Raw genomic sequence first — 22,100 nt, 5'->3', positions numbered from 1 at the left:
AATGGAGAGAACACCAGAACAGCTAGCAGACATCGAGATGGCTAAGCGCTTAAAGAAAAAAGAAGTGGTCGATAAAAAGATTGCTGCTGCAACACAAGAGCGCGGTGTCAGCATTCTTCTGACAGGCAACGGTAAAGGCAAAAGCTCCAGTGCGTTTGGTACCATGGCGCGTTCCCTTGGTCATGGTCAAAAAGCCACAGTTGTGCAGTTTATCAAAGGTCGCAAAGAAACCGGCGAGCAATTGTTTTTTGGCCAGCACCCGCAAGTAGACTTTCATGTGATGGGCCACGGCTTTACTTGGGAAACACGTGATCCTGAGCTTGAGCAGAAAGCGGCTAATCAAGCATGGGAGGTCGCGCAGCAAGCGTTGTCTAACCCAGAGGTGCATTTTGTTTTGTTAGATGAAATTACTTATATGTACAAGTACGGCTACTTAAATGCGGCAGACTTAGTGCAAGCGCTTGCTCATCGACCAGCGCATCAGAATGTGATGATGACTGGGCGGACAGCACCGCGTGAGCTACTCGATAGTGTTGATACACATAGTAAAATTGCGAACGAGCGTCACGCGTTTGAGCATGGCGTCAAAGCGCAACCGGGAATTGAATGGTAGTTTGAGAATCTTTCTCATTTGTGTGGACTTTCTTTATCCTGTAGATGATAATCATTGTTATCTAAAGGAGGGGGAGTCTTATGGTTTACTGGCAACATTTAACTCGACAAGCAAATGAAGCACATACACGTGCAGACTATGTTGATGCACAGGAATTGGGTAAAAAAGCCTTAGCCTGTGCTGAAGCTACCTTTGAAGACGATTTTCAGCTCGATGCGGAATCTGCCGTTTCGGCGGTGGTTGTCAGTTATATGAGTCTGGCTGAAGTGTCCATTTCAATGAAGGAATGGCTTCAGGCGAACGACTATTTTGAACGCGGCGTACATTTTCTACAAAGTGTCATTGTTGCTCCCAATATCCTGCCAGAACATCGTCAATTGATTGACCACGTTGCGAATCATATTCGCTTTGAGTGGGGGTTATTTCAGCAGACGTACGGCAATAAACTGGCCGTTGCTCAACGGGTTCATCGTGTTAATTGGCTTAAGCAGCAAGCCTCTACTGTAACGGTATGGCAGGGGAGTTATGGTTACTGATTTGTTGATGCTGGCATTGGGCGGAATACTGCTGTTGTTGATCATGACATTGCTGCGCTCTTAAGGTGTCCATAAATATGGACACTTTACGGTCGATGTATCTATTTAAAAAGGCTGCTCCCATAGAGTAGACCGATGTCAAAGACTAAAATACACGCTTATTAGAATTATTGAGTGTGAGGTTTATATGTCTGTGGCTGTGTCTGATATCAAGCGCCATACTTTTTTAGAAGATGCGCAAGCAATCATTGCCGGTACCTTGATGATTGCTCTAGGCATTAATTTTTATACGCAAGTTGGGCTTTTGACGGGCGGTACGGCAGGGATCGCATTTTTGCTAAACTATTTGACATCGTTTTCATTTGGCCAGATTTTCTTTGTGATCAATTTACCTTTCTATTGGTTATCGATCCGCCGTATTGGTTGGGAATTTACGTTAAAGACGTTTGCCGCTGTGTTCCTCGTTTCGGTATTTTCTGATATCACGCCGATGTTTTTGCATTTGAATGATATCAACCCAATTTATGCCTCCATTGCAGGCGGTTTTTTGATTGGTGTCGGGTTTGTGATGTTGTTTCGTCATAATGCAAGCTTGGGAGGATTGAATATCCTAGCGCGTTACTTATTCCAAACTCGTGGTGTGCCGATTGGTAAATTCATGATGGCCGTCGATTGTTCAGTCGTTTTGATGTCCATTTTCGTCGTCGATATTTCGTTGATTGCGATTTCAGTGCTGGGTGCGATTGTGCTTAACTTTATGTTGGTCATGAACCACAAACCGGGTCGTTACAGCGTTTCCTTCTAATAACGATCTAGAATCTCCATTTCTTAAACGGTGCGGGTCAGGTATGATTATCATCATGCCCTAAAGGCCCGCAACGTCGTACTTTCCTCTGCTTTATGGCTTATTTGCGTGTCTTATTAGGACGTCTTTTACCAATCAAATGAGCCAGCCAAAAAATATATGTCAAAATCTTTTTCAGATGCCATCGTGCGCCTAGATTTCTATGTTTCCCACACATTGGGCTTGTCCCGTAAAGAAGCCAAAGTATTAATTGGCAAAGGAAATGTGACAGTTAATGGTGTTGAAATAAAAAAAGCCAACCACTCTGTACAACAGACGGATGAGATCTTTTTACGAGATAAACGTTTGGCATGGCCCCAAGAAAAATACTTCTTACTTAATAAACCTGCAGGGTACGTGTGCGCTACTGAAGACGGCGAACATCCTGTCGTGCTTGATTTGATCGAAACCCATGAGCAAAAAGACTTACGTGTTGTCGGACGATTAGACATGGACACCACAGGTCTGTTGTTGCTGACAACAGATGGTCAGTGGTTGCATCGCATTACGTCCCCGAAAAGCGATTGTGCTAAACAGTACCGTGTTTGGACAATAGACGAAGTGACGGACGCCGATCTTGAAATGTTAAGCAAAGGTGTTCAGCTGAATAACGAAGAAGGTTTGACTAAGCCTGCTGTGGCTGAGCGCGTATCAAGCCATGAGATTTTGCTCAGTATTACCGAAGGCAAATATCACCAAGTGAAACGAATGCTGGCTGCTACTGGCAATCGTGTAGAACGATTACATCGTGAAGCCATTGCCACTGTAACTGTAGCGGATGTAGCTGAGGGTCAGTACCGCTCGTTAACCGAAGCAGAAGTTGCGTTATTTTAAACTGTCGAATATAGAGAATTAAACATGAGCGAAGAACTGAGCCTAGATCAACGAATTCAGCTTTTGGCATCTCCTGACGATGTGCGTCTTGAGTATTTTGTTAACAGCGTCAATCAAAGCAAAGTCGTCTGGAGTTTGAGTAACGAAGAAGGCTTTGTCATGGTCGAAACCGATGATGGCGACTGTGTGATGGTTTGGCCAGATGCGGATTTTGCGGCGCAATGGGCGGTAGAAGAATGGGATGACTGTGAACCAGTGGAAGTCTCGTTAGAAACGTTTCTAAGCATGTGGCTGCCGAGCTTAGAGCAAGACAACATTACGTTAGCCGTTTTTCCAAATATTGAGGACGAAGGCAAGCTAACCACCGCAGCAGATTTGAAAGCATTGTTAGCTAACGCGTAAATTTAACGATGTAGTACAGTGAGGGAAGAGTGAAAAATCAGCGCTTAGCCAGTGAGCTTGAACAAGAGATCTCTTTATTTCTGGAAGCCAAACAATCTCTGATGTTGGCGGTGGTGGATGAGAATGGGTCGCCAATTGCTTCCTATTCGCCATTTGTCGCTTATGAAAACTCACTGTACATTTTAGTGAGTGCTTTAGCGCTTCATACAGCAGCCCTAAGAAAAGCACAAAAAGCGTCGGTCTTGATCATTGATGATGAGTCGGAATGCGATACAGTATACGCCAGAAGGCGCCTACAGTATGACATGGCGGTTAGTACAGTGATGCGAAACGATAAACGCTGGGCGATTATCGGCGACGCATTAGTGCAACGTCATGGTGATATCGTGGTTCAGCTACTACAGCTAGGCGATTTTCAAATGTTTAAACTAACGCCGCACTGCGGACGTTTTGTTAAAGGTTTTGGTCGGGCCTATGAGCTGGCGCCAAATTCCCTTGTATCGGATCAATTGGATCATATACGTGGATAAATTGAAGGAATATGAATACTCATGAGTAAGCGTCAAGCCAACCGCGAAGAAGTGTTTTCGCGTATATTAGAAGCGGCTGAAATTGAATTTGGTCTGAAAGGTTTTGGTGGTGCGAGTCTGCAGCATATCGCCGAACGTGCGGGATTGCCAAAGCCCAATATTGTTTATTACTTTCATTCTAAAGCAAACCTATACAAGCAGGTGTTGAACAACATTGCCGACAGTTGGAATGATTTATTCGATAAAGCAACGGCTGAGGACGATCCTGCCATTGTATTAGATGGGTTCATTCGTACTAAGTTGCGTCAAAGCTTTGAGAACGGCCGCTCATCACGTATTTTTGCTCAAGAAGTGATTCAGGGGGCGCAATACATTGGCGACTACCTTAAAGAAGATCTACGCCCATGGCTGCAATCGCGTGTGGGGGTTATCGAGCAGTGGATTGAATCAGGAAAAATGCGCAAGGTTGAGCCCACAGCACTCATCTTTATGATTTGGTCGACAACGCAGCATTATGCAGACTTCGAAGCTCAGATTTTGGCCTTAACGGGCAAAGAGCGATACGAAGAGACAGATCTAGAACGTGTCGGAAATACCTTAAGTGACATTATTCTACGTGGCTGTGGGTTAACGCCTCCTCATAGCCAAGCTTAGTCAGCTTGACCTCGCTGAGTAATAATATGCTGAACCAAAGCTCGCAATTTTGCGGGCTTTGCTGGTTTTGGCATATACGCAATATTTTTCTCGGCGCAAGTTTGTGCCAGCTCATCCGTCCTGACCGCGGTAATAAGAACAGCAGGAATGTCTCGCTTAAAGCGTTGACGTAAGCGTTCAATCAATTCAATTCCGTCGTTGCCGTCATTCAGTTGATAATCCATTAGCAACAGTTCGGGGATCATATCTTCTTCGTTTACTAGAGCTGTTTCATAGCGACTGAATGTACGGTAGGTACAATGCCATTTGTCGAGTAAAGTCGTCATGGCTTCTAGGTTGTTTGGGTCATCGTCAATACACCAAATGTGGCACATGGCCAATGCTTTATTGATGGTGGTCAGTGGCACCACGGTTTCTTTGTGTTTGGGTTTGGCCGCATGACGAGCTTTAGGAACTAAAATAGTAAAGCAGCTACCTCTGTGTGGCGTTGAGCGTACGTTCGTAGAGACCCCCAGCAGTTTTTGCATCCGTCGGACTAATCCAAGCCCTAGTCCCATACCTGGCTCGCGGTTATTTTCCCAACGGTAGAAATCATCAAATACTTTTGCTTGTTCGCTTTCAGGAATGCCAACACCGGTGTCCCACACTTGAATACGGACATGGTCCTTGGTTGGGCGAACAGAGATTAATACACGACCTGATTCGGTGTATTTAACGGCATTAGATACAAAATTTTGAATAATACGGCGCAAATAGATCGGGTCACTGTGAACGCGACACGGACGCAGGTGAGTGCCTAAGTGCAAACCTTTGCTTTCTGCAATGACACCAAACTCTGCAATAATTGGCTCAATAATCGGTTGAATATCGCAATCTGTTAAAGCCGGTTTGATCGCGCCTTGATCAAGGCGAGCGATTTCTAACAGTGTTGAAATCAAGGTTTCGGTCGATTCTAGAGAGTCACCTAATTTATGTAACGTTTTGGCGAAATCGGCAGAAACATGACTGTCTTGCAAAGCGCCTAGATACAATTTTGCAGCATTTAAAGGTTGCAGAATATCGTGACTGGCCAATGCCAAAAACTCTGTTTTTGACGCATTGGCTCGTTCCGCTTCAGCTTTAGCGGACATCAGCTCTTGTTCAGCTTGCCCACGACGGTCGATTTCTTGTCTGAGTTCGTGATTGATACCTTGAACTTCTTGGGTGCGCGCGACGACTCGCTTTTCAAGATCGATGTTGGCATCTTTTAGCGCTTGCTGGCTTTCAATGTGCTCGGTGACATCGGTAAAACTGGTCACAAACCCACCGTTAGGTAGAGGATTTCCTACCATTTCGATGACGCGACCATTGGCTCGGCGACGTAAGAATCGGTGTCCTGTGCCTTTGCGTAGATGTTCCAAGCGTTTATTGACCAGCTCTTCAATATTGCCGACGCCGCATTCGCCATTAACGGCGTTAAAACGAATAAGCTCTTCGACGGGTAAACCTATTTTCAGCATGCCTTCAGGGTAGGGGTAAAGTGACATATAGGTTTTGTTCCAAGCGACCATTCGCAGTTCTTTATCCACAACGCTGATTCCATGATCAAGGTTATCTAGGGAGATAAACAAAAGATTTTGGTTAAACTGAATCGCTTGTGTGGCTTCATCTAGATAGGTCACCATTTCTTCAACTTTGATCTGCTTGTCGACCAATAGTGAGTTAATAATGGTTCGCGCTGAAGAGCCGCCTAAGACGCCGCCGAGAACACGTTCACAGTACTCGATAAATAGCCTAGTAGGGAGCTGGTTAGCAAGTGGCTCTTCGTTATAGTTTTGCTTAAAGCTACTGATTACCTCAGCGCATTTTTGCTGGCCAAGGAAGGTTTCTAGCAGAACAAATAAGTCGCCGTTGGTGGCTTTGCTTTTAGGCTTGAAGAAACGGCTTTCGACTTCCGACGTAGGCGTAACAAACGCAGTGGCTTGGATACGGTCGACTAAACGTTCGTTCGCTAACAGTGACCCTATGACATAGCCGATGATGTTTGCAATTAAACTGATCAGAGCCCCGTAGCTAATTAACTCGGAACGAGAGTTGTAATTGCCTAAGGACATGTCGCTGCCGCCAGTAATGGGCAGAAGCATCCACAAGAACCAACAAAGGAAACCAAGCGTTAACCCAGTATAAACACCGTATGCATGCCCTCGTTTCCAGTACAGTCCACCAATGACTGCCGGTACCAGCTGAAATACCAATGAGAATGCGATTAACCCCGTACTGGCTAAGGATTCACTGTTCGCCATTTCTTGATAATACACAAATGACAAAGCCAGAATGCCCAGCATAGCGATTCGGCGAATAAGTAAAATTCGTCGATTGTACGTTGGTAGCGATTGGCGTTGGTTTTTATTGCGTGCCAACATTAAAGGTAGGATTACATCGTTACTGATCATAATGCTCAAAGCGAAGGTGGCGATGATCACCATCGCAGTGGTTGCAGACATGCCCCCTAAAAACATCAGCATTTGTAAAGGAAGGTTTTCTGACTCTAGTGCCAGTTGAATGACATAAGTATCACCGTTTATATCGCTACTAAAAATACTCTGACCGACAATCGCAATCGGAGGGATTAGCACGGCAAAAATCAGTAAATAGAGTGGAAACACCCAACGAGCGGTTTTAGATTGTTTATCGTTCTGGTGATCCACCACGGTGACATGAAATTGTCGTGGTAAGCAAATGACGGCAGCGGCAGCCATTGCGGTTTGCATTAGGAATGGAAAGGAAAAGAGGGTGCCTGTGTCCCATACCTTTAAATCAGCTGAGGCGAAAAATGCGTTAAATGAGTCGTGAGGTACCGCAAAAATAGCCACCATTCCCACTGCGATGATGGCCGTAAGCTTGAATAAAGACTCACTGCCAATCGCTAGCATCATACCGGAGCGATATTCGGTCACTTCTACTTTACGCGTACCAAACAACATGGCGAAAACGCCAATTAGCACCGTCGCGACAAACACGACTAAACTTGCCGAACTTTCGTCTTGGTTTACGAATAAAGCAAAGTTAGATCCGATCGCTTTAAGTTGCAGTGCGATGTATGGGATCACCGCTAACATACAGATTAAAATGACGACAGGCGCGGTCAGTGGACGTTTCCCATAACGTGATGAGATAAAGTCCGCAATGGAGGTGATGTTTTGCCGACGGCTTACGAAGATCATTTTACGTAGAAGACCAAAGCCAAAGAGGTAGAGCAATATCGGGCCAAGTAAAATAGGTAAATAGCTCCAGCCTGAGCGTGTCGCTTCACCGATGGCACCATAAAACGTCCAAGCGGTACAGTAAATCGCCAGAGAAAGGCTGTAGACCAGTGGGTGGCGAGTAAAGCGTCTCGCAATAGGGCTGTCTTTGTCGCCCCAATTGGCAATCCAGAACAGCCCTAATATGTAGAGGATGGCGAGTAAAACCCAAAAAGCCGTCATGCAGGCACTCTTATACTGTTAACTAAAGAATATGAGGCTTAATTTAGCACAGCGGGCAGGGCTTGCCTTTAGACATTGGTCTTGAGTGGAGTATTTCACCTGATGAAACGGTGTTTTTCTTTGGCTCTAGTCTATTTCATTTTTATAGAGTGGTAGCATGTTACCAACACTAGATAATGGATAGGTAAACCCTCTTATGAGAGTAGAAGATATAAAAGAATACCATGCCCATCTTTATTACAACGATCAAGCTGGACTTGAAACCGCACAGCATATTACACAGCAATTAGCCGATCAATATGATGTGACAATAGGGCGTTTTCATCAGAAAAAAGTTGGACCTCACCCCATGTGGAGTGTACAAATCACATTTTCTGCGCATCTGTTTGACCGAGTTCTCCCATGGTTGATTTACCATCGACAGAACTTGGATGTATTGTTCCACCCTTTAAGTGGCGACGCATTATTTGACCATACTCAGGGGGCATCATGGTTAGGCAATAGCCATACGCTGAATATCAGTCAATTTTTGCCTAAAATATAAACAAATTGACAGAAATTAAAGAGAAAACGCCCTATACGGTAGTCAACTAAGTTTGGCTTAGTTACCATTGTGGTCGATTTCAACTTAGGGTGCGTGTTGTGACGGTGTGATGCGATATATATTGCTTTAATCAAACACTCGTTCCCCAAACCAAACTTAGGAGAAAACAATGCAAATCGCAGAAAACACAGTTGTGAGCATGCACTACACCCTGACTGATGAGAGCGGTGAAGTTTTAGATTCATCTGCAGGTCAAGAGCCTCTAGTATTCCTTAGTGGTGCTCGTAATATCATTGAAGGTCTAGACAACGCACTTCAGGGTAAATCAGCTGGCGATGCTTTGAAAGTTGACGTGACTCCTGAAGAAGGTTACGGACCAGTTCATGACGAACTTATTCAATCAGTGCCACGTGAAAACTTCCAAGGTGTTGATTCTATTGAAGTTGGCATGCAGTTCATGGCACAAACGCCAAATGGTCAGCAGCCAGTTGTAGTAGTGGGTCTAGAAGAAGATGGTGTTGTACTAGACGGTAACCACCCGCTAGCAGGCAAGCCACTTAGCTTTGAAGTAGAAATCGTGGAAGTTCGTGAAGCAACGGCAGAAGAAGTTGAGCACGGTCACGTTCACGGTGAAGGCGGTCATCAGCACTAACAGTGCTTGATTTGCTAAGACTAAGAAGGGCTGCCATAGGCGGCCTTTTTTATGCCCATTGGTTTACTGGTAGCGGAATATTTGTGCGATAAGAATAAATTGAAGGTCTAACAAGGAGGAGTGTGCAAGAAGGGAAGGTAGGCTAGGTAAGCGCGTTTTTGTGTTATTTTTGCGCCTTTAACCTAACGCTAATCTAGCAATGATTAAGCGTGGGAGTGTTTAGCTGGGTTGAACTGAGTGCGTTTACCAACAAGTTTGTTCTTAACCCAAGACATTGCAGAAACGACTAATTCAGCAAAGTATTCTGCTGCTTGTGCTCGTGCGATGGCTTCAACTCGCTCTTGTTCTGTTAGGTAACTGGTATCAACAGATTCGATTAGTTCAACTAGTGATTTAGTTTTCATATAACTCTCCTTTGGTTATCTAAAGTAGTTTTGCTCATGGTAAGTGCATCACTTTATGCTGCACATGATAGGTGCAGCACTCACTAAACTCAAACGATATAAATTAGTCTAACAGTTGAATAAAACTCATCTATTTTGTATTCCAGGTCTCAAAGTGAATGGCATCTTTCAATGGGCGTCGATCCTGCCAGCCAAACTGTTGTAAATCGGGTGTGTTTTGAAACTGCTCGACGTAACCAATACAAAAATAACCAATAATATTCAAATCACGCGGTATATTAAGAGTGTTATAGAGTACATCATCGTCTAAAATGCTCACCCATCCCATGCCAAGGTTTTCTGCTCTAGCCGCCAGCCACAAGTTTTGTACGGCACATACGGCGCTATAGAGATCCATTTCAGGTTTTATCGTCTTGCCTAACACGACATCACCTGTTCTCGAGCGATCACAAGTGATGCAGATGCCCAGTGGCGCTTCTTCGATCCCTTCAAGCTTGAGCGTTCGATACAGGCTTTTCCTATCCCCTTGAAACTTATCTGCAGAAACCTCATTGGCAATTAGAAAGCCTTCTTTAATTTTGCGACGCGTAGAGGGATCTTTTATAACAATAAAGTCCCAAGGTTGCATAAAACCAACGCTAGGTGCGTGATGTGCAGCGGTTAATAAGCGCAGAATGATGTCGTCAGGGATCGGTGTGGGGAGGAAGTCTCTTCGTACATCTCGTCGTTGGAAGATGATGTTATAGAGAGTATCGCGATGAGAATCGTCAAAAAGCATAAAAGGCTCCAATGAGAGGGCCTTTTATTGTCAGAGAAAACGCTTCTTAGAACAAATTTACTTTAGCGTTATTACCTGAGTTCTTTTCATGAAGCGCGATGATCGCATACAGCTTCAAGTAATGGATCGCTATCGGCTAATGGAACCCAATCATCATTGTTTAGCTGAGTACCATTAGGAACATGTAATTGATCAGTGAAGTTTGCTCGAGCGCCAGCCGCGCAATGTATCACTTGTGTCACGCGTTTAGCGGCCAAGCGACGTTCAAAGAAATACAAATCGACTAAATACACATCTTGATTAACATGGTTTTGTGCCGCATTTTTGATGTCTGCAGCAATGAAGCGTGTTGTCTGAGGATAAAACATACTCCAAGGGCGCCAAGGCGCTTCTTCTTCGACTGTTTTAACAACCACAACCCCTTCAGGAAGTAAGCTTGCTTGGTGTGAATACCAAGTGTATTCACTCTGAATTTGAAACGTGATCATGCCGAGTCCTGCTAAAGTGGGAACCAGCCATTTAGGTGCTTTCTTAAAGGACAGCTTGCGGATAAAGAGTGCGATACCAGCCCCAGCTAAGCCAGCACAGATGGTCGCGATTAATTCCCAAAGCATAAAGTCACCTTCTTATTATTTGTTATAAAGTTGCCTAGCTCCAAGGGAGCTAGGCATCGTCAGCAAGGCTAACAATTAATGGTCGACAGCGCCGCCAGCCCCTTTAGGGTAACGAACACTTTCAACAAGTTCTTGAATTTCTTCAGGAACGTCTTCTGTCATGCTTGAAACAAGGAACGCAACTGCGAAGTTGATGACTGCACCGATGGCACCGAACGATAACGGAGACACACCGAATAACCAGTTATCTGGCGTATTCGCAAGTGTATTTGTATCAGGGATGAAGAACCAACCTAGGTACGTGAAAATGTATACCAGTGTAGAGCCTAGCCCCGCTAGCATACCTAACACCGCCCCTTTACTGTTTACACGTTTTGAGAAGATACCCATCATTAGCGCAGGGAAGATAGACGCCGCTGCAATACCGAACGCCAGAGCGACGACCTGAGCCGCAAATCCCGGTGGGTTCATACCTAAATACGTTGCAATAATAATGGCAAAGAACATAGACACACGTGCAGCAAGTAATTCACCTTTCTCGGTTATATCAGGATTGATAGAGCCTTTGATTAAATCATGACTAATAGCAGACGAAATAGCCAATAGTAAGCCTGCTGCCGTTGATAGCGCTGCGGCTAAACCACCTGCCGCAATCAAACCAATAACCCAACTAGGAAGGTTAGCAATTTCAGGGTTTGCTAATACTAAGATATCACGGTTAACGTTTAGCTCATTTCCAGCCCAACCACGTGCCGTAGCTTCTTCAGCGAAGGCAGGTGTGTCATTGTAGAACTGAATACGACCGTCACCATTTTTATCTTCGTATTGGATTAGACCTGTTTGTTCCCACGTTTGGATCCAATCAGGACGCTCATCGTATGCGATTGAGTTTTCTGTTGGGCCATCAGGGTAAATAGTCGTCATAAGATTCAAGCGAGCCATAGATGCCACTGCTGGTGCAGTTAGGTAAAGCAACGCGATGAAGACAAGTGCCCAACCAGCAGACCAACGAGCGTCAGCCACTTTAGGCACTGTAAAGAAACGAATGATGACATGAGGTAGACCTGCTGTACCGATCATAAGTGACAAAGTAAACAGAACCATGTTCAGTTTATTGTCTACATCAGCGGTGTAGTCTCTGAAACCAAGCTCACGTACGACTTCATCCAATTTTTGTAGCAAAGGCATACCGGACTGAGTGTGCTCAGAGAATAGGCCAATGGCTGGAATGAATGTATCCGTCAGTTGAAGCGAGATAAAGACCGCTGGAATCGTATAAGCTACGATCAATACACAGTACTGCGCAACCTGTGTGTAGGTAATACCTTTCATACCGCCTAATACAGCGTAGAAGAATACAACCACAGCAGCGATGATCAAGCCGGTATCTTTGTCTACTTCAAGGAAGCGAGAGAACGCAACGCCAGCCCCCGTCATTTGACCGATAACGTAGGTCACAGACGCTGCAATCAAACAGGCAACAGCGACTAATCGCGCTGTTCTTGAGTAGAAGCGGTCACCGATGAAATCAGGCACAGTGAACTTACCGAACTTACGTAGGTAAGGAGCCAACAGCATTGCCAACAATACGTAGCCACCTGTCCAACCCATCAAGAAAGTAGAGTTGGCGTAACCACCTGCTGCAATTAAGCCAGCCATGGAAATGAAGGATGCCGCAGACATCCAGTCAGCTGCAGTGGCCATACCATTCATGACCGGATGGACACCACCGCCAGCAACATAGAACTCTTTTGTTGAGCCTGCGCGTGCCCAAATCGCGATACCAAAGTAGAGTGCAAAGGATGCCCCTACAAACAACAAGTTAATCGTGAATTGACTCATGGTCATTACTCCTCAAGTCCAAATTCTTTATCTAGGCTATTCATACGCCATGCGTAGAAAAACACTAGGACAATAAAGCTGATAATTGAGCCTTGTTGAGCAAACCAGAATCCTAAATCAGTCCCCCCGACTTCAATCCCTGATAGCATTGGACGAAGCAGAATGCCGAAACCGTACGAGACAAGTGCCCATACGATTAAACAGCCAAATATCAATCTGACGTTCGCCTTCCAGTAGTTTTCTTGGTTTTGAGTATGATCCGACATCGTCGACTCCTTTGTTATTTTTATTTGCACATTGAATGTAGCAGTGACGATGTAAAGAAGAATTGAGACTTTAGTCGAAGAGTGCATAAAAACAGCAATTTGAAATGTTTTTAGCCAATAAAAAGCGCCAGTCCACGGTGTGGGCTGGCGCTTTTATCATGGGAGCTGTTTAGTACTATTTTGGTGAGTCAGAAGTCGATTCGCGGCTGTCATTTGACAGCAGAGGTTTGATTCGACGTAAGAGCTGTTTGAAGTCTTCTTGAATCATCAATAATACAGGAATCAAAACCAGTGTAATTACCGTTGCAAAGAGAATACCGTAGGCCAAGGATATGGCAGCGGGGACCATGACTTGTGCCTGTCTTGATGTTTCTCCAAGGATCGGAATTAGCCCCGCAAAAGTCGTGACTGAGGTGAGCAATACGGCACGCAAACGACTTTGACAGGCTTCTATAATGGCTTTGCGTAAGTGCTTTGTCTCTTTGCGCAACTCATTAAAGCGAGCGGTAAGCAATAGACTGTCATTGACCACAACGCCTGACAGGGCAATGATCCCATTGAGCGAGAAAATACCCAGCGCTAAACCATAAAACCAATGACCCAGTAATGCGCCAACAATCCCAAACGGAATGGCCATCATAATGATGATGGGCTGGCTGTAAGATTTTAATGGAATGGCCAACAACCCGTAAATAATCAACAGGGCGATAGCAAACATTTGCACCATAGACGATTCTGTTTCTTCACGCTCCTCAGCTTCACCAGAGTAATACATGTCTACGGATGGGAAGCGCTGATTCATTTCAGGTTCGATGGCATTCTTTAAGTAATCCACGACTTCTGTCGCCGACATCAAGTCTTTATCTACTTCGGCGGACAAGTAAATAGAGCGCTTGCTGTCGATGCGAGTGATCTTCGTTTGAGCGGTTTCTTGACTTAGCGTCGCCACCGAGTCGAGTGGCACGCGCGTACCATCGTTTAAAGTCACCAATGTGTTTAAAATATTCGCCGGGCTTTCTCTTTGGTTATCCGGATAACCAATGCGAACTTCGATTTCCGCATTGTCGCGCTGATATTTCTGGACCACCTGCCCATCAAAGTTGCTCATGATCTGACCCGCTAGCGTATTGGTCGATAATCCTAAGGCGCGACCTTGATCGTTTAGCCGTAATACCAATCGAGACTCAGTGGCTGAATCACTTTGCTCTAGACCTCGAACCGCAGAGACGCTACCTAGTTTGTTGGTCAGTTCTTCCATGGCACCTTCTAGTACCGTGTTGTCGCTGCCGCGAAGCTCAATGCGTAGGGCATCAATAGATTGCCAGGAGCTTCTGATTCGCAGATTGCTTACCCCTTCCGGTGAACCCGATAACGATTGCCAAGTACGAGCAAACTCTGCAGCGGAATAGGGGGCTGAGGACGCTAATTCGACACGTAGTCGGCCTGATTGATCGCCATTGGCGGTGACTTGTAAATGCTCTATGCCGAGCGCATCGGAACCCTTGCGTAGGGTTTCATCCGTTGCACGTGCGGTTTGTTCGAGTAAGGTAAGCACACGGTGTGTTTGACCATAACTCACATCACTGTACATCGATACATTGGCACGAATGGTATCCCCAGGTATATTCGGGAAAAAACTCATGCGGATGGCACCCGTAAAGGGCATTGAGATGACTAAGGCGAATACCGTAATAAAGAGTACTAAGACAGCATAACGATGGTTGATCGAATGATGTATCAGCTTGGCGTAGATGCGGTGATTAAACCACTGCAAGCCCGCATCAGCTGAGTTCTGAATGCTGCCCCATCCTCTAGCCAATAGATTGGTACGCGCTTTCCGGTGTGTATTCAGATGGGCTAAATGAGCCGGCAAGATGAGTTTAGACTCAATAACAGACAAGATTAAACAAATGGCAACAACGGCGGCGAATTGAGCGTATAGCTGTCCCAGTCGTCCTTCTATATTCGATAGTGCCCAAAATGCAGCAACCGTCGTAAAAACACCAAACAAGGTGGGGACGGCCACGCGCATGGTGCCTTTTATGGTGTTTGCGAGTGTGTCACCTTCTTTTGAACGAACGCTGTAGACGCTTTCGCCAATCACCACGGCATCATCGACGACGATCCCCAGCGCCATAATAAAGCCAAAAGTGGTAAACAGGTTTAGCGTCAGCGCGATGCTGTCCAAGCCCATTACAAATAGGGTGCCGAAGAAAATAAAGGGCAGCCCCATCGCTACCCAAAAAGCGACGGTTAAGTTCAAGAATATCGCCAGCATAATGAATACCAGCACAATCCCTGTGATGGCGTTTTTGATCATCAGAGACAAACGGCTGTTGATGGATTCGCTGCGGTCGTACCAAGTGTCTAATGACACACTTTGTGGCAAGCGCCCGCTTTGTCGCCATTCTTGAACCACCTGTTTGGCCGCTTCGGCAGATTTACTGATGTCATCGCGGCCTGTTGTCAGTACTTGCAATGCTAAACTCGATTCGCCGTTAAAACGAGATAGCATAAAATCTTCGTCATCAAAGGCATCGGTAATGGTAGCGATGTCTTTTAGGCGTAATACAGCACCGCTATTAGACGTACGAACAGGAATGTTAGCAAACTCTTGTTTGACGTATGCTTGAGAAGACGCGCGAACATGCAAGTAAAGGTCTTCGTTACGAAGAGTGGCCACACGTGCAGGACTGGATTCACTGTTAATTGCAGTCGCTACGTCCGATAAGGTTAAGCCATAGGCTTCAAGCTTTGTCTTATCAACGTCGATAAGCATGGTGGGATCCAGCCAACCGGAGATAGAGACAGAATTTACATTCGCCTGTTCAAGTAAGTCTGATTCGAGCTCTTTGCTTAATGTTTGTAATGTCCGTCGGTCCGAATCACCATACAGTTGAATCCAAATCGCGTGTTCTTGACGCATGGCTTTACTGACGACAGGCGGGTCAGCTTCATCTGGAAAAGACGTAACTTGGTCCAACTCGTCTTTAATATCATCCATTAATTCGTCAATATCATAGCCATCTTGCATCTCAATACGAGCACTGGCACTGCTGGCACTTGATGTCGTGGTGATGGATTTTATACCCAGTACATCTTGGAGTGCTTGCTCCATTGGAATTGAAACACCTTCTTCAGTGGCTTGGGCTGAGCCGCTGTCATAACGAATGGAGACCGAGATTTCATTTGGCGTTAAGCTTGGAAACGCTTCTCGGTTTAGGCTGTCCATATTGATAACGCCCAGCGCAATGACCAGAACTAATAATAAATTAGCGGCAACTGGGTTGTTCGCGAACCAAGGAATAATACCTCTGGCTTGTTCAGAATTCATTGCGTCGCTCTCTGTAGCGGGTTAGCTAACATCCCTGTCAAATAACTGTTGTAAGGGTGTGTCAGTACTTGTTGCGGAGTGTTTTGCAAGACGGCAGGCGGTTCAATATAGACAGACGTTTGGTCTACGAATACCGGTGTTGTATCAAAGTTCGATAAGCGATTATCTTGGTCAATATACCAAATTTGGCTTTTTTGGCTGAGTGCGGAATTTGGCAGTTGCCAAAGGCGTTGTTGCTGGGCTCCCTCGAGCGCAATTTTGACATAGCTGCCTGGCAGTAGTGCAGGTGTTTGCTCGAGGGGGCGATCTACGGCGATAAATAAACTGCGTAATCCTGAGGCTGAATCCACATGAAACCCTGCTTGTTTGACATAGCCTTGCCATGTGTTATGACCGTTTACCGATTGAACGGTGGCGGGCCACCTCTCTGCTATTAACGTCTGCGCATCGGGCAGTTTCTGCCAATCTTGCAAACTCAATTCAATATTGATCATGACACGACCTGTGCTGTATAGCGTCGCAACTTGTGTGTTACTGCTTAGGTAACTGCCAAGAGAGACATCCTTGGAAACGACAATGCTGTCAAAAGGGGCCTTAATAGATAGTTTTTCAACGTTGTCTTTTGCGAGCGCTAATGCCGCCTTTGCGGCGGTGACATCCGCTTTTGCGGAGGCTAATTGTGGTGCTCGCAGTACTAAGTCCGAAGCCGGATCGCCGTCAAGTCCCGCTGCGCGCCATTCTGCATTGGCTTGTTCGACTTGACGCTGTTCTTCTTTCAATGCCAGAGCCGCATTGGCTAACTGATTCTGCGCACTGGCTAGATCAGATTTTAGGCTAATATTGCTTAACGTTAATAATGTTTGACCTTGTTTAACCTGAGAGCCGATTTCAAATTGATCCGCAAGTGTCATGACTTCGCCACTGACTTGAGAGGTGAGTGTCAGGTTTTGATGCGGTTGAGCAATCCCTACCGCACCGATGGCCGCAGCATGAGACGAAACATTGACTGTAATGACACTGACATCTAAGGGCGTTTCTTGAGCCGGCGGACGTTGCCGGCTAAAAGAGGCGTCCTGTTTATGCATCGCGGCACTGATGTAAACGTAAACGGCGGCTAACACGATGATAGAAAGACCTAGGGTAATCCAAGGAAAAAAACGTTTCATGGTTGGGTGATTCCTAGTCCTAAAGCGAGGCCTAAATCCACGCGATTACTCAGTTGCTGAAATAACAAGGTATCGAGTTGTGCTTGAAGATTAAACACGGCCTGTTGCGCGCTGATTAAATCGTTCAGTGCAACAATTCCGGAGCGATATTTTTGCTCGTATTGTTGGCGATTACTCTCTGCACTGTTGAGGGCGGCTTGCAGATATTGTCGGCGTTGGGTGAGTACTTGCTCTTGACCCAGTGTATTTTCCACTTCGTTCACGGCCGTTAACAGTGTTTCACGGTAATCTTGATAGGCTTGTGCTGTCTCTAATTGCGCGATTTTATAGTTCGCTTTTAACCGGCCACCTTGAAATAACGGCGCGCTAAGTTGTCCAAGCAAAGACCAAATAGGAGACACAAATAATGCGTCTCGCAATGACGATCCGCTATCGCTTAATGCGGCACTCAGACTAAGCGATGGAAGCATATCTTTATAGGCGACACTGGTCTCCAAATCAGCGGCTTCAATGCTCAGATAAGCGGCACGTAAGTCAGGGCGCTGACTTAAGTCTTGTATCGGCAATCGATTGAGATCTAGCCAAACCGAAGGGTAATTCTTTGGAACAGTAAACGGCTCCGTTTGATTTGAGCCCATTAATAGGCGTAGTGCTCGTTTGCTGCTGGCGAATTCTTCTTGATATTGAGCAAGCGATGCTCGGGATTGAGACGTCGCAGTCTTAGCTTCGTCTAGATTTTCTAACGTTCCCAAGCCATTTCGAAATCGCTGTACAATCAAGCGCTCGTTAGTTTCCAGCAAAGCTAAACGCTTCTTCTCAATCGAGATTGCATGTTGATTGGCGACAAGCTGCAACCAATTTTTCATGACGCTGCTGACAAGTGTCGCCTGACTGGCTCGAAAAAGTTCATGGGCGCTAGCAAGATTTTTCTGAGCGGCGTTGTCGGCGTCGGCAAGCTTGGACCAAACATCCAATTGCCAGCTTATATTGACACTACTAGAGTAACGCGTATCACTATTTTCCACTTGATTAGCCGATACGCTGGCATTGGCTTGAGGTAAACGGTTTGCGCGCGAGACGTTTACAGATAACCGATTGGCTTCGAGTGACAATGCAGTCCTTTGTAGACTCGGATTGCCTTTGAGTGCCTGCTCTATTAAATTCAAAAGAATTGGGTCTGGTATTAAGTCTAATAACGTTGTTGTTTGTTGAGTACTTAGGCCGCGATTGAACAGTTGTTGGTTTTCAGCTGCTAAGGTGTTATTCGCGTTTTGAGAATGGCTCTGTTGCTCAGAAGGCGTTACGCTACAACCGATTAAGCTAAGACTTAAAATGGCTGTAAGTAGCAAAGAAATGAGTCTCGAAGAGAACACTGGGTTAGGCTTCCGTACTATTTAGGTAGATTCAACAGGAATATGAAGGATGACCTTCACAAAGACTAGACACTTTTCATAGATTTACATAACACAACTTAGCAGTGTAAACAGCTCTGTAATGAATAGACATGCTTTCTGACTATTAGTTTAATAACCATGAGTTAAGTGCCTCTCGGCATAGCAAATATTTTTATCAACTTGGTGTGTGAGTACACTTTTAAAATGAGTTTACCTTGGTATATTTACATGATTAAAACGTGTCAGAACACCTTGTATACGGGTGTCACGAAAGATGTTGAGCGCCGCTTTAAAGAACATCAAGCTGGCGGAAGTAAAGGTGCACGATTTTTAAAAGGCAAAGCGCCTTTAACATTAGTTTGGTATGAGCAGGTCTGTCATAAGCAATTGGCTATGCAACTCGAATACAGAGTGAAACGCTTATCTCGTACGACCAAAGATAAGTTAGTCGTAGGCGGTACCAGTATCACGTGCATATTCCCTGAATTATTTGCTCAAGCGGATGTCGATAAGAGTGATAGGGCGTCAGAAATGGAAGGTAATATAAATGATTAGACGTTTTGATTCAGTCGTGCTCACCGTCGCGGATATTGATCAATCCTTGGCCTTTTATCAAACCGTGCTGGGGTTGAAGTTATTGCCCAGTGAGCAGGGACATGGCGTGTTATTAGGTGAAGAGAAGCTAGTATTTCAAAGCATTGGGCAAGAAATGCGTCATCATGCATTAGAAGGTGCAGCACATTTCTCTTTGTTAAGCGATTTAACCGCTGAACAACTTATTTTGCATTTTGAACAGCTCGACATCGAGCTGTTAGAAGGGCCAATTGATCGTGGTAGCTTCGTATTGTTCACGTTCAATGACCCAGATAACAACCTTATACAGATTTGTAGCTCGGAAGCAGCGAGTAATGAATCAGCGCCATTTTCCCCAATGAGCCACAATATCATTTAGGTCATGCAAATGTTGGCGCCAAAAGTCTTCGCCAATGAAGTGAGGGAAAATGGCAGGAAAAGCGGGGTCATTCCAGCGTTCAGCAATCCACGCCGTATAACTAATATGGCGCTCGGCCATCATGACATCAATTAAATCCAGCTCTTGAGCATCAAATGAGCAAAAACTTTCGTAGCCTTCTATAAGTTCGCTCAGTTGTGTTTGTTTCGCCGAGGCATCCGTAATGTGTAACCATAAATCTTGCACTGCGTAACCCATTTTGCAGTCATCAAAATCGACCAAGGTTAAGCGGCCTTGATCATTGATGATGTTGCTGCGGTGGCAGTCCCCATGAATAAATCGAATACGGGCCGTTGAGTGCGTTTTTAACATCGTTTCCATTTTTTTGCCGAGAGATACGACAACTTTCTCATATCCATCACGCATCGATTTCGGTACAAAAGGGCATGCTTCGACTTTCTTCTTAGCTTGTTTAACGCGCTGTAAGGAATCTATGAAAGGCTTTGCATCGGTTGTCCAGTCAACCGACGCCGCGTGCATTGAGCCAATCAACTCACCGATTTGAAATAACTGGTCTAAATCCCCTGCTTCAGGTGAGTCACCTATGATCTTGGGTGTTAGCGAAAAGTAAAAGCCGTTATGTTCAAACAGGCTTTCGTTATCAAGAGTGATGGGGGCAGCGACTGCAATGTCCTCTTTTTCGAGTGCGTGTAAGGCGTCGTGCTCGACTTGGATTTGCGCTTTAGACCATCGTTGTGGCCGATAGAATTTAGCGATAAGAGGCGTAGAGTCTTCAATGCCGACTTGATAAACGCGGTTTTCATAGCTGTTTAAAGGGTACAAACGGTAATCACAGTAAAGTCCTTTTGACTCTACTGCATCCATAATGGTGTCGGGCGTTAATGCACTGTAAGGGTGGTCGCTGGAAGTGGCCATATTACTCATTCAAAAAGGGGTTAAAGTAGGCCTAGACGTTTTTTAAGCGAGTATTCTTGACCTTCTGATAGGGGCGATGCTTTACCATCGGCAATTAGACGATTCCAATTGTGCCAAGTTTTTATGGCTTCGCCCATATGATTACGTGTTACGTACTGCTGTACTTCGATGCGAAACGAGTTAGTGACCGATACTGGGCTCGCTTTGCCGATAATACGTAAGCGCGTTAATGAGCGTTTAAACTTGTCATTGAGTGTTTTACCTTCTTCGCCAGAGTTTATTAAATTGGTAATGGCTTGGAGGTGATCGTAATACATCTCAACTGTTTCATTAATCGTGTCGCGGCTAACTCTAATGACTCGACCATACGCTTGTTCCGCTGAAGACCAGTCGTTTAGTTTTGCGCTTATATCCCCCATACGTTTGCTTCTCTCTGGAGATCGTGGGGAGACTTCAAGAACTGAGCGTAAAACCGCTTGCGCTTGCTCTAAATCTTCAAGTTTCTCGTAGGCATCTGCTAGCAGGTCATAAGCCGATAAAAAGTGTCTACTAAGGTTAATGGTCGTTTGAAGGTTTTTAGCGGCGCCAGCGTATTGTTCCATTTCCATTTCACATTGGGCAATACCGTAATAAGCCCATGCGAGATTTTTATGTTTTTGAGTAATCAGCATATAGTGCGTTTTAGCTTGTTTGTACTCGCCCTTTGCAAATAACGCTTCACCAATGGATTTTAAGCAAAGGCTGGCGTAGGGAGCATGCTTACTCATAACATACTTAGCTTCTTCCATAACTTGGTCCCAGTCCTCATTTAAGCGAGCTTGATTTAAGTTATGAAATGCTTGTTTTTGTTTAATCACACGCCCCAATCGGCGCATAAAAGATTCTGGTGGGAAGGGTTTAACTAAATAACTATCCGGTTGATATTCTAAAGCACTGACAACGGCTTCATAAGCGGTATCGGCTGTGATCATCATAAAAATGGTCGAATGATCTAGCGAGTATGTTTTACGAGTGATTTCTAAAAGCTGCTGACCATCGACACTGCCACCTAAATTATAATCTGATAGAACAATGTCGTAACGTCCCTCTAAAATACGTTTTAAAGCAGCCTGACCTGAAGGTTCAATTTCAATCTTACTGTAACCAAGACTGGTCATTAAGGATTTCAACATGAGACGCATCTCACCGATGTCTTCGACGATTAATACACGTTTATTCGCAACCGAAGCGTTACTCGCCCCTTCGTTTGATGGTTTAAGGTTATTAAAATCAGGAATGCTTACTTCTGCCACGTGTCGCCTCTCTCATATGGCTCGGCTTAAATCAGAAGGAACTCGTTCT

The 22,100-nt window shown here is 45.2% G+C and carries 22 protein-coding genes; 11 read left to right on the top strand and 11 right to left on the bottom strand.

The features are described from left to right. Nucleotide 1: 1 nt before the first annotated feature. The 7 genes from cobO to AYW76_RS01365 all read left to right on the top strand — a co-directional run bounded on the left by cobO (nucleotide 2) and on the right by AYW76_RS01365 (nucleotide 4,413). Entirely contained in the window at nucleotides 2-613 is a 612-nt protein-coding gene (cobO, locus tag AYW76_RS01395; RefSeq protein ID WP_082866049.1) for a cob(I)yrinic acid a,c-diamide adenosyltransferase, read from the top strand. Nucleotides 614-693: 80 nt separating this feature from the next. Beyond that, nucleotides 694-1,149 carry a hypothetical protein gene (locus AYW76_RS01390; protein WP_067214846.1) on the top strand — a complete coding sequence of 152 codons (456 nt, stop codon included), beginning with the start codon at nucleotides 694-696 and terminating at the stop codon, nucleotides 1,147-1,149. Nucleotides 1,150-1,336: 187 nt separating this feature from the next. Then, nucleotides 1,337-1,954, top strand: a complete 618-nt coding sequence (locus AYW76_RS01385; RefSeq protein ID WP_067214843.1) for a YitT family protein — start codon at nucleotides 1,337-1,339, stop codon at nucleotides 1,952-1,954. 159 nt (nucleotides 1,955-2,113) lie between these two features. Next, entirely contained in the window at nucleotides 2,114-2,827 is a 714-nt protein-coding gene (locus tag AYW76_RS01380; protein WP_231872519.1) for a pseudouridine synthase, read from the top strand. Between the two features lie 24 nt (nucleotides 2,828-2,851). Continuing rightward, nucleotides 2,852-3,229 (top strand): DUF2750 domain-containing protein, encoded by a 378-nt coding sequence (locus tag AYW76_RS01375; RefSeq protein ID WP_067034487.1) that lies wholly within the window; start codon nucleotides 2,852-2,854, stop codon nucleotides 3,227-3,229. 29 nt (nucleotides 3,230-3,258) lie between these two features. After that, on the top strand, nucleotides 3,259-3,759 hold the full coding sequence (locus tag AYW76_RS01370; protein WP_067214840.1) for a HugZ family pyridoxamine 5'-phosphate oxidase: 501 nt from the start codon (nucleotides 3,259-3,261) through the stop codon (nucleotides 3,757-3,759). A gap of 21 nt (nucleotides 3,760-3,780) precedes the next feature. Beyond that, nucleotides 3,781-4,413, top strand: a complete 633-nt coding sequence (locus tag AYW76_RS01365) for a TetR/AcrR family transcriptional regulator (RefSeq protein WP_067214838.1) — start codon at nucleotides 3,781-3,783, stop codon at nucleotides 4,411-4,413. On the opposite strand, the gene AYW76_RS01360 is transcribed toward AYW76_RS01365, so the two are convergent. Further along, complete coding sequence (locus AYW76_RS01360; protein ID WP_067214835.1) at nucleotides 4,410-7,877, bottom strand: PAS domain-containing hybrid sensor histidine kinase/response regulator; 3,468 nt, start codon at nucleotides 7,875-7,877, stop codon at nucleotides 4,410-4,412. The genes AYW76_RS01365 and AYW76_RS01360 overlap by 4 nt on opposite strands. 196 nt (nucleotides 7,878-8,073) lie before the next feature. Here AYW76_RS01360 and AYW76_RS01355 point away from each other — a divergent pair, with 196 nt between their 5' ends. Beyond that, the gene (locus tag AYW76_RS01355) at nucleotides 8,074-8,421 is read left to right on the top strand and encodes a DOPA 4,5-dioxygenase family protein (RefSeq protein WP_067034473.1); all 348 of its coding nucleotides are present in this window, start codon (nucleotides 8,074-8,076) and stop codon (nucleotides 8,419-8,421) included. Between the two features lie 169 nt (nucleotides 8,422-8,590). Then, nucleotides 8,591-9,073, top strand: coding sequence for an FKBP-type peptidyl-prolyl cis-trans isomerase (locus AYW76_RS01350; RefSeq protein WP_067034470.1), 483 nt, complete (start codon nucleotides 8,591-8,593; stop codon nucleotides 9,071-9,073). Between the two features lie 203 nt (nucleotides 9,074-9,276). Here the strand turns inward: AYW76_RS01350 and AYW76_RS01345 are convergent, their stop codons facing one another. The 8 genes from AYW76_RS01345 to AYW76_RS01310 form a co-directional block, all read right to left on the bottom strand. Then, nucleotides 9,277-9,477: a hypothetical protein gene (locus AYW76_RS01345; RefSeq protein WP_067034466.1), complete on the bottom strand. Its 201-nt coding sequence runs from the start codon at nucleotides 9,475-9,477 to the stop codon at nucleotides 9,277-9,279. A gap of 130 nt (nucleotides 9,478-9,607) precedes the next feature. Then, nucleotides 9,608-10,255, bottom strand: a complete 648-nt coding sequence (bluB, locus tag AYW76_RS01340) for a 5,6-dimethylbenzimidazole synthase (RefSeq protein ID WP_067034463.1) — start codon at nucleotides 10,253-10,255, stop codon at nucleotides 9,608-9,610. 86 nt (nucleotides 10,256-10,341) lie between these two features. Further along, the gene (locus AYW76_RS01335; protein WP_067034460.1) at nucleotides 10,342-10,869 is read right to left on the bottom strand and encodes a hypothetical protein; all 528 of its coding nucleotides are present in this window, start codon (nucleotides 10,867-10,869) and stop codon (nucleotides 10,342-10,344) included. A 75-nt stretch (nucleotides 10,870-10,944) separates the two neighbouring features. Then, nucleotides 10,945-12,711, bottom strand: a complete 1,767-nt coding sequence (locus AYW76_RS01330; protein WP_067214833.1) for a sodium:solute symporter family protein — start codon at nucleotides 12,709-12,711, stop codon at nucleotides 10,945-10,947. A gap of 5 nt (nucleotides 12,712-12,716) precedes the next feature. Next, nucleotides 12,717-12,977 (bottom strand): DUF4212 domain-containing protein, encoded by a 261-nt coding sequence (locus AYW76_RS01325; protein ID WP_067034454.1) that lies wholly within the window; start codon nucleotides 12,975-12,977, stop codon nucleotides 12,717-12,719. A gap of 175 nt (nucleotides 12,978-13,152) precedes the next feature. Beyond that, nucleotides 13,153-16,311 (bottom strand): efflux RND transporter permease subunit, encoded by a 3,159-nt coding sequence (locus tag AYW76_RS01320; protein WP_067214829.1) that lies wholly within the window; start codon nucleotides 16,309-16,311, stop codon nucleotides 13,153-13,155. Continuing rightward, on the bottom strand, nucleotides 16,308-17,477 hold the full coding sequence (locus AYW76_RS01315) for an efflux RND transporter periplasmic adaptor subunit (RefSeq protein WP_067214827.1): 1,170 nt from the start codon (nucleotides 17,475-17,477) through the stop codon (nucleotides 16,308-16,310). The genes AYW76_RS01320 and AYW76_RS01315 overlap by 4 nt, the downstream gene beginning before the upstream one ends. Then, nucleotides 17,474-18,826, bottom strand: coding sequence for a TolC family protein (locus AYW76_RS01310; RefSeq protein WP_231872518.1), 1,353 nt, complete (start codon nucleotides 18,824-18,826; stop codon nucleotides 17,474-17,476). The genes AYW76_RS01315 and AYW76_RS01310 overlap by 4 nt, the downstream gene beginning before the upstream one ends. A gap of 273 nt (nucleotides 18,827-19,099) precedes the next feature. On the opposite strand from AYW76_RS01310, the gene AYW76_RS01305 reads away from it, so the two are divergent. Both AYW76_RS01305 and AYW76_RS01300 read left to right on the top strand, forming a co-directional pair. Continuing rightward, the gene (locus AYW76_RS01305; RefSeq protein ID WP_231872517.1) at nucleotides 19,100-19,426 is read left to right on the top strand and encodes a GIY-YIG nuclease family protein; all 327 of its coding nucleotides are present in this window, start codon (nucleotides 19,100-19,102) and stop codon (nucleotides 19,424-19,426) included. After that, nucleotides 19,419-19,823, top strand: a complete 405-nt coding sequence (locus AYW76_RS01300) for a VOC family protein (RefSeq protein ID WP_067034444.1) — start codon at nucleotides 19,419-19,421, stop codon at nucleotides 19,821-19,823. The genes AYW76_RS01305 and AYW76_RS01300 overlap by 8 nt, the downstream gene beginning before the upstream one ends. Here the strand turns inward: AYW76_RS01300 and AYW76_RS01295 are convergent. Together AYW76_RS01295 and AYW76_RS01290 are read right to left on the bottom strand one after the other, a co-directional pair. Further along, entirely contained in the window at nucleotides 19,785-20,759 is a 975-nt protein-coding gene (locus tag AYW76_RS01295) for a serine/threonine protein kinase (protein ID WP_067214820.1), read from the bottom strand. The genes AYW76_RS01300 and AYW76_RS01295 overlap by 39 nt on opposite strands. Before the next feature lie 20 nt (nucleotides 20,760-20,779). Continuing rightward, nucleotides 20,780-22,051, bottom strand: coding sequence for a response regulator (locus AYW76_RS01290; protein WP_067214817.1), 1,272 nt, complete (start codon nucleotides 22,049-22,051; stop codon nucleotides 20,780-20,782). Between the last annotated feature and the right edge of the window lie 49 nt (nucleotides 22,052-22,100).

The sequence above is a fragment of the Marinomonas gallaica genome (genome assembly GCF_001639745.1).
GTDB lineage: Bacteria > Pseudomonadota > Gammaproteobacteria > Pseudomonadales > Marinomonadaceae > Marinomonas > Marinomonas gallaica.
Note: the sequence above shows the minus strand (reverse complement) of the source record. Positions and strands in the feature narration are given on the sequence as shown.